Origin of the sequence: Streptomyces sp. NPDC005752, assembly GCF_040630715.1 — a bacterium.
In the GTDB taxonomy this organism is placed as follows: Bacteria; Actinomycetota; Actinomycetes; order Streptomycetales; family Streptomycetaceae; genus Streptomyces.
Window position 1 is genome coordinate 12,928 of sequence record NZ_JBEXYB010000012.1, and the last position, 13,537, is coordinate 26,464.

General features: G+C 73.9%; 1 protein-coding gene. It reads right to left on the bottom strand.

The window, feature by feature from the left end:
- Positions 1 to 33: 33 nt before the first annotated feature.
- Complete coding sequence (locus ABZ441_RS12415) at positions 34 to 13,224, bottom strand: type I polyketide synthase (RefSeq protein WP_358971645.1); 13,191 nt, start codon at positions 13,222 to 13,224, stop codon at positions 34 to 36.
- Between the last annotated feature and the right edge of the window lie 313 nt (positions 13,225 to 13,537).

Sequence of the window (13,537 nt, forward strand, 5' to 3'; positions counted from 1 at the left end):
CCTGAACGCTGCGGCGGGGACCCGAAACGGTGTTCAGGACGACCCCAGTTCCTTGTCGATGAGCCCGAAGATCTCGTCGTCGGAGGCCGTGTCGAAGTCGAACGTGTCGTCCTCGTCGTCGATGCGGCCCGCGGGCCCCCAGGCGGCGGTCAGCGCTTCCAGCCGCGACAGCCGCGACATGAGCTCCGTCCGCAGCTCCTCGTCGGGGTCCGCGTGTGCGAACGCCGCTTCCAGCCGGTCCAGTTCGTCGGCCAGCACCAGCGGCTGAGCACCGCCGGCCGGCGTGGCGGACCGTTCCGGGCCAAGCCGCTCGGCCAGGCACCGGGCCAGCGCGAGGGGGGTCGGATAGTCGAAGACCAAGGTCGCCGGCAGCCGCACCCCGGTGGCGCCGACGAGCCGGTTGCGGAGCTCCACCGCCGTCAGGGAGTCGAATCCGACGTCCTTGAACGCCTGGTCGGAGTCGATGGTCCCCGTGGAACCGTGACCGAGCACGGTCGCCGCCTCGGCGCGTACCAGCTCCAGCAGCGCGGACTCCAGCTCCGCCTCGTCCAGGCCGGTCAGTTCCTCCGTCCGGACGCGTGACGCGTCGAGGGCGCCACCGCGTGAGCTCTTACGGGTCGCGCGCGTCAGGCCGCGCAGCAGCGGCGGTACGGCGTCGGCTTCCGTGCCGCCGTACGCCCGGAGGTCGAGCTTGGCGGGCATCAGCTTCGCGTGTCCCAGATGCAGTGCGGTGTCCAGCAGCGCCATTCCCTCCCGTGAGGTGAGGGCGTCCATGCCGCCGCGCCGGCCACGTTCCAGTTCCGCGCTGCCGAGGCCGCCGGTCATGGCGGAGGCCTGGGCCCACAGTCCCCAGGCGAGGGACGTCGCGGGCAGCCCCTGGCTGTGCCGGTACTGGGCCAGGGCGTCCAGGTAGGCGTTGGACGCGGCGTAGTTGGCCTGGCCGGGGGTGCCGAGGAGGCCGGAGGCCGAGGAGAACAGCAGGAAGACGGCCGGCCCGGCGTCCCGGGTCAGGTCGTGCAGGTGCCATGCCGCGTCGGCCTTGGGCCGCAGCACGGTGTCCAGACGCTCGGGGGTGAGTGCCGTGAGCACCCCGTCGTCCAGCACACCCGCGGCGTGTACGACACCGGTGAGGGGCCGTTCGGCGGGGATCGCCGCGAGGACGGCCGCGAGTGCCTCGCGGTCGGCGACGTCGCAGGCGGCGAACGTCACGTGGGCGCCCAGTGCGGCGAGTTCGGCGTGCAGGGCGCGGGCCCCTGTGCTGTCCTTGCCGCTACGGCTGACCAGCACGACGCTGCGTACCCCGTGTTCGGCGACCACGTGCCGGGCGACCAGTGCGCCCAGGGTTCCGGTGCCGCCTGTGATCAGTACGGTTCCTTCCGGATCCAGCGGCTTTCCCTCGACCGGTGTTTCGGCGGGGACGCGCGCCAGCCTGGGCACCCGTGCCTCACCGGCCCGGACGGCGAGCTGCGCCTCCCCCGAGGCGACGGCCCGCGGCAGGGCACGCCTCGAGCTCTCCTCGGCGTCGATGTCGGCGAGGACGATACGGTCCGGGTTCTCGGACTGGGCGGCACGCACCAGGCCCCACACGGCGGCGGCTGCCGGGTCGGTGCCGGGCAGGCACGCGTCGCGGGTGAGCACCACCAGCCGTTCGGATGCGGGCCGCTCCTCGTCCAGCCAGGACCGTACGGCGTGCAGAGCCCGTCCCAGCAGGTCCCTGGCCCGGGCGGGGCCTTCTCCGGCCGGCGTGTCCGTGAGGTCGGCGTACTCCAGCCGCTGTGACGGATCCGGGTGTTCGGGCACCGTCACGGACGGCCAGTCGAGGTGGAACAGCCGGTCGTACGTGGCGGGCCCCGCGTGCGTCCGGTCGGCGGACACCGGGCGGAAGACAAGGGACTCGACGGACATCACCGGCAGGCCGTCCGCGTCGGTGGCCTCCAGGGCGAAGGCGTCCGGGCCCGCCGGGGTCACCTTGACGCGGAGCGCGCAGGCGCCCGAGGCGTGCAGGGTGACACCGGTCCACGCGAACGGCAGGAGGAGCGTTCCCTGTCCCATGCCGGCCAGGGCCCCGAAGCCCGCGGCGTGCAGCGCCGCGTCGAGCAGGGCGGGGTGGAGCCCGAACTGCCGTGCGTCGTCCTCGTGGTCCTTGGGCAGGGCGACCTCGGCGAAGATCTCCTCACCGCGGGTCCACACGGACCGCAGGCCCCTGAAGGCCGGACCGTAGACGTAGCCCGCCTCCGCCATGGAGGGATAGAAGTGCTCGGAGTCGACCCGCCCGGCGCCTCGGGGCGGCCACTCGGCGGACACGAGCGCCGGTTCCGTGACGTCCTTGGCCAGCAGGCCGCCCGCGTGTCTGGTCCAGGGGGCGTCGGGGTCCGCGTCCGCGGGACGGGAATGGACGCCCACGGGGCGGCGGCCGGTCGCGTCCGGTGCGGACACCGCGACCTGCAGCTGGACGGCGGCGTGGTCGGGCAGTACGAGGGGGGTTTCGATGACGAGTTCGTCGAGCACCGGGTATCCGGCCTCGTCGCCCGCCCGCACGACCGCCTCCACCAGCGCGGTGCCGGGCACCAGGACCTGGCCGCCCACCTGGTGGTCGGCGAGCCAGCCGTGGGTGGACACGGACAGCCTGCCGGTGGCGAGCACCCCGTCGCTGTCCGGCAGCGTGACGGTGCCGCGGAGCAGCGGGTGACCGGCATCGGTGAGACCGGCCGCCGCCGCGTCCGGCGTGGCACCGGCCGGGTTCAGCCAGTAGCGCCGGTGCTGGAAGGCGTACGTGGGCAGGTCGACCCTCCGTGAGCCGCTGCCCTCGAAGAGGGCCGCCCAGTCCACCGGCACGCCCCGGACGTGGAGCTGCGCGAGGGCGGACACGACCGCTTGCGGTTCGGGCCTGTCGCGTCGCAGGGTCGGAACGGCGGCGACGGTGTCGGTGACGTCGCTGAGGCAGTCCTGCACCATCGCGGTGAGGACGCCGCCCGGGCCGAGCTCCAGGAAGGTGTCGACGCCCTGACTGTGCAGGGTGCGTACCGCGTCGTGGAACCGCACCGGACGCCGCACCTGGTCGATCCAGTGGTCCGGGTCGCACAGGACGTCGGAGCCGGTCGCTTCCGGGGTGCTGGTCGACACGACGGGTATACGGGGCGCCTCGAAGCGGAGCGTCTCCACCACCGCGCGGAACGGGTCGAGCATCGGGTCCATCAGCGGCGAGTGGAAGGCGTGGCTGACCCGGAGCCTCCTGGTCTCGGTGCCGCGTGCGGCGAACTGCGCCGCCAGCTCCTGGACGGTCTGCTCGTCGCCTGACAGCACCACGGCGGACGGCCCGTTGACCGCCGCGACGCCCGCCCGGTCCTCCAGGCCGGCGAGCAGGGGCAGCACCTCGTCCTCGGACGCGGCGACAGCGATCATGGAGCCACCTGTGGGCAGGGTCTGCATGAGTGTCCCGCGGGCGGCGACCAGCGCGCAGGCGTCGGCCAGCGACAGGACGCCCGCGACGTGTGCGGCGGCGATCTCGCCGACCGAGTGTCCGGCGACGGCGTCGGGCCGCACGCCCCAGGACTCCATCAGGCGGAACAGGGCCACTTCGACGGTGAACAGGGCCGCTTGGGCCGTCGCCGTCTGTTCCAGCGGCGCGGGGTCGCTTCCCAGGAGGACGCTGTGCAGGGGCCGTTCCGAACGGGGGTCGAGCTCCGCGCACACCGTGTCGAAGGCTTCGGCGAACGCGGGGTAGGCGTCGTACAGTTCACGCCCCATGCCGAGACGCTGCGCGCCCTGGCCGGTGAACAGGACGGCGGTCAGGCCGCCCGCGCGCGTGCCCCGCACGAGGGTTCCGGCGGTCTGGCCGTGCGCCAGCGCGCGCAGCCCGGGCAGCGGGTCCTCGCCGTCGCCGGCCACGAGCACCGCGCGGTGTTCCAGGTGCGAGCGTGAGGTGAGGGAGTAGGCGACGTCGGCGGGTTCGGGGCCGTCGGGCCGCTCCAGTACGGCCACCAGGCGTGCGGCCTGGGCGGACAGGGCCTCCGGGGTACGCGCGGCGAGCAGCCACGGGACGGCAGGCAGGGGCGCGCGCGCCCCTGGGGCGGACGGCCCGCCGGCGGGTGGCTGCTCCAGGATCACGTGCCCGTTGGTGCCGCTGATACCGAAGGACGACACCCCGGCCCGCCGGGGCCGGTTCAGGTCGGGCCAGTCCCGTGCCTCGGTCAGGAGCTCCACCGCGCCCGACGCCCAGTCGATGTGCGGAGAGGGTTCGTCGACGTGCAGGGTGCGGGGCAGTACGCCGTGGCGCATCGCCATCACCATCTTGATCACGCCGGCCACACCGGCTGCGGCCTGTGTGTGACCGATGTTGGACTTGAGGGAGCCCAGCCACAGCGGCCGGCCCTCGGGCCGGTCCTGGCCGTAGGCCGCCAGCACCGCGTGTGCTTCGATCGGGTCGCCCAGCGTCGTACCCGTGCCGTGGGCCTCCACGACGTCCACATCCGGTGCGGTGAGGCCCGCATCGGCGAGCGCCTGGCGGATGACACGCTGCTGGGACGTCCCGTTGGGTGCGGTCAGTCCGTTGCTCGCACCGTCCTGGTTGATCGCGGTGCCGCGCACCACGGCCAGGACGGGGTGCCCCTTGCGGCGGGCGTCGGACAGCCTCTCGACGAGCAGGAGCCCGGCGCCCTCGGACCAGCCGGTGCCGTCCGCCGAGGCGGCGAAGGCACGACATCTGCCGTCCGTGGAGAGTCCGCGTTGGCGGGAGAACTCGACGAAGCCGTCGGGGGTGGCCATGACGGTCACTCCGCCCGCCATCGCCAGGTCGCATTCGCCCGAGCGCAGTGCCTGGGCGGCCATGTGAAGGGCGACCAGGGAGGAGGAGCAGGCGGTGTCCACCGTGACGGCGGGGCCTTCGAGGCCGAGGGTGTAGGCGACCCGGCCGGACAGCACGCTGGCCGCGTTGCCGGTGACGAAGTATCCCTCGGCTCCGCGCCGGGCCGGGCTCTGGCCTGTGCCGTAGTCCTGGTGCATGGCGCCGACGAAGACCCCTGTACGGCTGCCGTGCAGCGACGCGGGGTCGATGCCGGCCCGCTCCACGACCTCCCAGGCCGTCTCCAGCAGGACGCGCTGCTGCGGGTCCATGGCCAGCGCCTCGCGGGGCGAGATGCCGAAGAAGGCGGCGTCGAAGTCCCCTGCCCCGTACAGGAAGCTGCCGTGCCGCACGTAGGACTTGCCGGTCTGCTCCGGATCCGGGTCGTAGAGGTTCTCGACGTCCCAGCCACGGTCGGCGGGGAAGTCGGACACCGCGTCGCCGCCGCCCTCGACGAGCTTCCACAGGTCCTCCGGCGAGGTGATGCCGCCCGGGAGCCTGGCACTCATGGCGACGATCACGATCGGGTCGTCGTCGCGCGCCCCACCGGGGGCGGTCTCCGCCGTGACGGCCTGTTCCCCGAGCAGCAGGCCGCGCAGATGGGCCGCCAGGGCGGTGGGGCTGGGGTGGTCGAAGACGATCGTGGACGGCAGGGCGAGGCCCGCCTCGGCGGCCAGGCGGTTGCGCAGGTCGAGCGCGGTCATGGAGTCGAAGCCCTGGTCGCGGAAGGCACGGGTCGCGTCCACGGCGGCAGCTCCGGAGTGACCGAGCACGGCGGCGGACTGGGCCCGTACGAGGTCGAGCACCAGCCTGTCGCCCCCGGGGCCGGTGAGTCCGGCGAGGCTCCCGGCCGGCCTCGATGCGTCGCGCTGCTCCTTCTCGTCCGTCCGCGTGCCCCGCACCCCCGGCACATCGGCGATCAGCGGGCTGGGACGGGACATGGTGAACGCAGCGCCGAACCGCTGCCAGTCCATGTGCGTCACGGACACGCAGGTGTCGTCGTTCTCGACTGCGCGTACCAGCGCCGAGACGGCGGTGGCGGGCTCCATCTCGCGGACACCCGCCCGCCGGAGCCGTTCGGAGGCCCCGTCGCGTGCTCCGAGCCCGATGCCGCCGCCCCAGGCACCCCAGGCGACCGAGGTCGCCGTGCGCCCCCGGGCGCGGCGCCGCTCGGCGAGGGCGTCCAGGTAGGCGTTGGCCGCGGCATAGGCGCTCTGCCCGCCGCCGCCCCAGACTCCGGAGTTCGACGACATCAGGACGAACGCGTCCAGGTCGGCGTCCCCGAGAAGTTCGTCGAGGTGCGCGGCACCGGCCGCCTTGCCCGCGAGGACGCCGGCGAACTCCTCGGGTGTGGTGTCCGCGAGCAGGCTGTTCTGTCCCACACCCGCGGCGTGCACCACCGCGGTGAGCTGTCCCGGCAACGACGCGAGGAGGCGGCGCACCGAGTCCCGGTCGGCGACATCGCACGCGCTGAGCGTCACCTGCGCCCCCGAGGCGCGTATCTCGTCGGCCAGTTGCTCCGCTCCTGGTGCCTGCGGGCCGCGCCGGCCGGTCAGGACCAGGTGAGCGGCGCCGTCGGACGCGAGCCGGCGGGCGACCTCCGCGCCGACGCCTCCGGTTCCGCCGGTCACCAGGACGGTGCCGCGGGGGTTCCAACGGCGGACGGCGGGAGCGCCGCCCGTGGGCGCGGGTGTGAGGCGGCGGGCGAAGACCCCGGTCGGTCGGACGGCCAACTGGTCCTCGCCGTCCGTGCCGCTCAGGGCGCCGGCCAGCCGGCGCAGCGCCCGCTCGTCGAGGGTGCGGGGCAGGTCCAGCAATCCGCCCCAGCGGTGCGGGTGTTCCAGTGCCACGACTCTGCCGAGTCCCCACACCATCGCCTGCGCCGGGCTGGTCTCCGGGTTGTCGGAGCCCGTCGCGACGGCGCCGCACGTGAGCGCCCAGAGCGGGGCGTCGACGCCGCTCGCCTCGAGGGCCGCCACGAGTGCGACCGTGGCGGCCAGGCCGGCGGTGTGTGCCGGGGCTCCGGCCACGGGCCGTTCGTCGAAGGCCAGCAGGGAGAGCACGCCACTGATTCCGCCGGGCTGTGCGGCTTCCTCCCGGATGCGTGCGGCGAGCTCGCCCGCGTCGGTGTCCGGGGCGTCCACCTCCATCCGTACGCATTCGGAGCCACGCGTGCGCAGCCCGTCGAGGAGACCGTGGGTGCGTTCGTCAGGACCGTTCGAGGCGGGGGGTGTCATCACCAGCCACCTGCCCGGCAGTTCGTCACGGGCGGTGCCTGGCAGACGCTTCCAGGTCACCCGGTAGCGCCACGCTTCGCCGGCGGACCTCTCCCGGTGCTGCCGACGCCATGCGGCGAGCACCGGCAGCGCGCCGGTGACCGCGCCGAGCCCGTCGGCGTCGTCCTGGCCGCCCGCCGCCAGGGAAGCGGCCAGGCCCTCCAGGTCCTCGCTGTCGACGGCCTTCCAGAACGACGCCTCCAGGGGATCCACCGGCGTTCCGGAGGAGTGGGCGCTCCGGTCCGAAGCCCCCTGCAGCCAGAAGCGGCGGCGCTGGAACGCGTACGTGGGCAGGTCGGCACCCGGACCCGACGACGCGGTCGGCCAGTTGACGGCCAGTCCGCGCACCCAGGCCCCGGCGAGGGAGGTGAGCAGCCGCCGGGTGCCGCCGTCATCCCTGCGCAGCGTGCCGACGACGGTGACGGCGCCGCCGCCCGCGTCCTCGGCGGTGGCCTGCACCGCCGGCACCAGGACGGGGTGTGAGCTGACCTCCACGAAGAACCCGAAGCCCTGTGCCAGGAGGGCCCGGATCGCCTCCTCCATCCGTACGGTCCCGCGGAGGTTGCGGTACCAGTAGTCCGCGTCCAGCTCGCGCGTGTCCATCCAGCGGTTGTGGACGGTGGAGTAGAACGGGATGTCCGAGCGGCGGGGGGCGATCGGCGCCAGTGCGCTCGCGAGGTCGGCCTCGATGCGCTCGACCTGGGCGGAGTGGGAGGCGTAGTCCACGGGGATCCTGCGCACTCTGACACCCTCGGCCGTCAGGTCTCCGGCCAGGGCGTCCAGTGACTCGGGTGCTCCCGCGACGACGACGGACGACGGCCCGTTGACCGCTGCGAGGGACAGCCGTCCCCCGTACGGCGCGCCGTCCAGCCGCCTGCCCGCCTCCTCGGCGGACAGGGCGACCGACATCATGCCGCCCCTCCCGGCGAGATGCTGGGCGATGGCGCGACTGCGCAGCGCCACGACCCGTGCCGCGTCCGGCAGGGAGAGCGCTCCGGCGATGCAGGCCGCCGCGATCTCGCCCTGCGAGTGGCCGACCACCCCGTCGGGCTCGACACCGTGGGACCGCCACACCTGTGCGAGCGAGACCATGACGGCGAACGACACGGGCTGTACGACGTCGACCCGGTCGAGGGTGGGTGCTCCGGGAACCTGGCGGACCACGTCGAACAGGGACCAGTCGACGTGCGGTGCGAGCGCCTCCGCACACAGCGCCATGTGCTGCGCGAACACCGGTGACACGTCGAGGAGTTCGGCGCCCATTCCGGCCCACTGGGAGCCCTGGCCGGGCAGGACGAACACCACCTTGCCCTCGGTGTCGGCAGTGCCGGCGACGACGGACCTGGTGGGGCGCCCGGCGGCCACGGCGTCCAGCGCGGAACGCGCCTCGTCGAGGTCGTCGGCCACCACGACGGCGCGCTGTTCGAGCGCGGCCCGGGTGGTCGCCAGAGCGTGGGCGACCTCTCCGAGTCCGAGCCGCGGACGGGTCGCGAGGTGCTCGCCGAGGCGCGCGGCCTGGGCGGCGAGGGCCTGGGCCCCGCGCCCGGAGACCAGGAGCGGCAGGGGGCCGTGTCCCTCGCCCCCGCCCTTGTCGCGTTCGCTCCCCCTGACGGTCTCGGGAACGTGCTCCAGGATGACGTGGGCGTTGGTGCCGCTCACCCCGAACGAGGACACCGCCGACCGCCGGGGGCGTCCCGTCTCGGGCCAGTCGCGGGCCTCGGTCAGCAGTTCCACCGCGCCCGAGGTCCAGTCGACGTGCGGGGAGGGCGCATCGACGTGCAGGGTCCCCGGCAGCACGCCGTGCCGCATCGCCATCACCATCTTGATCACGCCCGCCACCCCTGCGGCGGCCTGGGCGTGCCCGATGTTCGATTTCAGGGAGCCCAGCCACAACGGGCGGTCCGCGGACCGGTCCTGCCCGTAGGTCGCCAGCAGGGCCTGCGCCTCGATGGGGTCGCCCAGGGTGGTGCCCGTCCCGTGCGCCTCGACGGCGTCCACCTCGTGGCCTTCCAGGCGGGCGTTGGCCAGCGCCTGGCGGATGACCCTGCGCTGCGCGGGTCCGCTGGGAGCGGTCAGGCCGTTGCTCGCACCGTCCTGGTTGACCGCCGATCCACGCAGCAGCGCGAGCACCCGGTGCCCGTTGCGCTGCGCGTCCGAGAGACGTTCGAGGAGCAGGACACCCACGCCCTCGGACCAGGAGGTGCCGTCCGCGGCCGCCGCGAAGGCCTTGCACCTGCTGTCCGGTGCCAGGGCGCGCTGGCGGGAGAACTCGACGAAGGAGCCGGGCTTGGCCATGACCGCCGCGCCTCCGGCCAGCGCCATCGAACATTCGCCGGACCGCAGTGCCTGCGCCGCCAGGTGCAGCGCCACCAGGGAAGAGGAGCACGCGGTGTCCACCGTGATCGCGGGGCCTTCGAGCCCCAGGGTGTACGCGACCCGGCCGGAGACGACGCTGCCCGCGGTGCCCGTGCCGATGTAGCCCTCGACGCCCTCGGGGGCGTCGATGCCGTAGTCGTGGTGCATGAGCCCGGAGAACACGCCGACGTTCTCGCCTCGCAGCGAGGTCGGATCGATTCCCGCCCGCTCGAAGACCTCCCACGAGGTCTCGAGCATGAGGCGTTGCTGCGGGTCCATCGACAGTGCCTCGCGCGGCGAGATCCCGAAGAAGTCCGCGTCGAAGTCTCCCGCGTCGGGGAGGAAACCGCCCTCGCGGACGTACGTGGTGCCGTGCCGGTCCGGGTCGGGGTCGTACAGCGCCTCGACGTCCCAGCCGCGGTCCTCGGGGAACGGCGTGACACCGTCCAGACCGAGCTCGACGAGCTGCCACAGGTCCTCGGGAGAGGTGATTCCGCCGGGCAGCCGGCAGCCCATGGCGACGATGGCGACCGGTTCGTCGGACGCCGCCGCGGAGGGCGTCGGCGAGGTGACGGCCGGGGTGTCGCCGAGCAGCAGCGAACGCAGGTGTCGGGCGAGGGCCACCGGTGTCGGATGGTCGAAGGCGACGGTCGCCGACAGGCGCAGGCCGGTGGTCCCGGTCAGGGCGCCCCGCAGCGCGACGGCCGCGACGGAGGTGAAGCCGAGTTCCTTGAACGCCCTGTCCGCACCGACGGTGGCGCCCTCCGGCAGGTCCAGCACGCGGGCCGCGTGGGCGCGCACGAGCTCCAGAAGCACCCGTTCCCGCTCGTTGTCCGGGACGGCCAGCAGTTGTTCCCTCAGTGCCGCGCTGCCGGCCTCGTCGGGGGCGGCAGCGCGCGGAGTCAACTCGATGACGCCTCGCAGTGGCGCGGGGACCTCGTCGGTGTGCAGCGTCGCGGAGTCCAGCCGCATCGGTACCAGGACCGCGTGGTCCACGGTCCGGGCGGCGTCGAACATGGCACGGCAGTCGTGCGCGGTGAGACGGCCGACGCCCGCGGGCGTCGCCGCCCCCGTGTCCCCGTCGTACGCCTCGGAGGGCCCCCAGGCCAGGGACAGTGCGGCGTGTCCGGCGGCGCGACGGTTCTGTGCCAGTCCGTCGAGGAAGGCGGCGACAGCACCGTGTCCGGGTGAGTCGGCCGCACCGAGGAGACCGGCCGCCGAGGAGTGGAGGACGAAGGCGTCGAGGCCCGCTTCGAGAGTCAGTTCGTGCAGGTTCAGGGCTTGGAGTGCGGCCGGGCGCAGGGGGTCGTCCCCGGTCCCCGCACCTGCCCCCGGGGTGTGCACCACAGCGGTGAGGGGGCGCTTGATCCGGGTCAGTACGTCGGCGAGCGCTGCGCGATCCGTCAGGTCGCAGGCCGCCAGCACGATCCGGGCCCCGGCCCGGGTCAGCTCGGCCTCGAGCTCGACCGCGGCACGGTCGCGCGGGCCCTGTTCGCTGATCAGCAGTACGTGGCGGACGCCGTGCCCGATCACCAGGTGCCGTGCGACCGCCGCCGCGGCGGCACCGTCGGCGCCGGTGATCAGGACGGTGCGCCGGGGGTCCGGCGCGGGTTCCCGTTCGCCCGGTGCGGGGGTGGCGGCGCGGGTGAGTCTGGGCAGCAGCGCGATGCCGGACCGGACCGCGAACTGCGGTTCCTCGCCGGACAGCAGGGTGGGCAGCACCGCACCGGAGCGCGCGTCGAAGACGTCCAGGTCGGCGAGGACGATGCGCCCGGGGTGCTGCCGCTGGATGTCACGCAGACGGCCCCACAGCGCTGCCTGCCACAGGTCGGGGATGTCCTCGTCGGACGCGGTGGCGACCGCCCGCCCGGTCGCGAGCAGCAGCCGGCCACCGCTGAACCGGTCGTCGGCCAGCCAGGCGGCGATGTGGTCCGTCAGCTCACGCACCACGCCGAGGTCGTCGGCCGATCCCGCGACGGGAGCGAGCACCGTGACGTCCGGGGCCGCTTCCCCGGTCGCGGAGGGGGCGTCCCGCAGGGCAGTCGGACCGGAGTGGTGCGACACCAGCATGCCCTGGTCGAGCAGTCCCGCGGTCAGTTCCTCCGTACCCGGGCCGACCAGCGCCCACCGGCAGGGGACCACGGGCGGCGGCGGTACCGAGGGCAGCGGGATCCAGTCCAGCCGGAACAGCGACTCGTAGTGGCTGGCACCGGCCGCGCGCAGTCGCGCGGGCTGTTCGAGCAGGACGTGCCGGGTGATCTTGCCGGACGCCGTACGGGGCACGCGGGCGATCTCGTACAGCTCCTCGGGCACCTTGTAGTACGAGAGTTCCTTGCGGCAGGCCGCGAACAGGGCCTGCGGGTCCAGCCCTTCGGGCCCGGGGACCAGGCAGGCGACCGGCACCTCACCGAGCGTCTCGTGCGGTCGGCCGACCACGGCCACGTCCGCCACGCCGGGGACGCCCCGCAGGACCTCCTCGATCTCGCCGGGGTGGATGTTCTCCCCACCGCGGATGATGAGTTCCTTGATGCGGCCGGTCACCGTGAAGTAGCCGGCCGCGTCGCGCCGGGCCAGGTCGCCGGTGCGGTACCAGCCGTGCCGGATCGCTTCCGCGGTGGCCTCGGGCTGGTTGTGGTAGCCGGCCATCACACTGGGCCCGCTCACCCAGACCTCGCCCTCGCGTCCCGCAGGGACGTCCTCACCGGTCTCCGGGTCGACGAGCCGTACTCCGAGACCGGGCACCGGGAGTCCGCAGGAGCCCTCGACCCGGGCGCCGGTCGGCCAGTTGATCGTGATGGAGCCGCACGTCTCGGTGGATCCGTACGCGTCGAGCAGCGGCGCGCCGAAGGCCTCCTCGAAGGAGCGGCGCAGCGAAGCCGTGGTGATGGCGCCGCCGACGAGGCACATCCGCAGGTGGGGCGCCTTGAACCCCTGGCGGCGTGCTGCCCGCACCAGGTAGTGGTACATGGTGGGCACACCGGCCAGGAAGGTCGCCGAGTCCTCGCGCAGGGCGTCCAGGACCTCCTCGGCCTCGAACCCGTCCACGATCCGGGCCGTCGCGCCGACCGCGGTGACGCCCAGCACGCACGCGATGTGGGACAGGCTGTGGAACAGCGGCAGGGGCCACACCACCCTGTCCTCGGAGTTCAGCCCTGGTACGGGTGCGTAGCAGGCCGCCACCGACCACAGGCAGTTGCGCTGGGTGGACAGGACGCCCTTGGGCCGGCCCGTGGTCCCCGAGGTGTAGAGCATCCACGCGAGGTCGTCCAGTCCCAGGTCGTCGCGCGGCCCGACAGGCGGCTCCGTGCCCGCGAGCGTCTCGAAGCTCAGCGCCCCCGCGGGCGCGTCGCCCGTGACGACGACCCGCACGTCGCTCCGGTCCCCCAGGACCCGCCCCAGCTGATCGGCGTGGGCCGCATCCGTGATGACCACGCGCGCGTTGCTGTCCTCGAGCAGGTACGCGAGTTCGGCGTCGGTGGCACGGGGGTTGAACGGCGATCCGATGGCACTGGCCCTGACGACGGCCATGTAGCTCTCGATGACTTCGACACAGTTGCCGAGGTGGATCGCCACGCGGTCGCCCGGCTGCAGCCTCATCCGGGCGAGGTGGCCGGCGATCCGTCCCGAGCGGCGCTCCAGCTCGGCGTAGGTCACGCTCCGGCGGGCGTCCCGGAAGGCCACCTTGTCCCCGAACCGGTCGGCGTGCGCCTTGAGGAGTTCGGGCAGCGGCCGTATCAGTTCGGTACGCAGCATCTCACCACTCCGTCGGTCGGCGAGGCACCTCGCCCGGGCCGGTATCCGTTGCCACCCACGGCAGTGGGCGAGTCAGTGCCCAGTGTCGGGCGGGGCCAGTCCCCCGCCCTACCCCTAGCGGCCCCCTAGGGCATCCCTAACTCCGCGGGGTTCCGGTTTCCCCGGAACCGGGCAGGGCAGCCGGGTGCGGGCGGTCCCGGACACCCTGAACCGACCCGGTTCTCCCGGTGCGGGTCCCTCCCCGGTCCCGTCGAGGGACCGGGGAGGAGGACTCGCCGCGGGGCGAGCCGGCCGTTCCGCACACGGCCGGCCG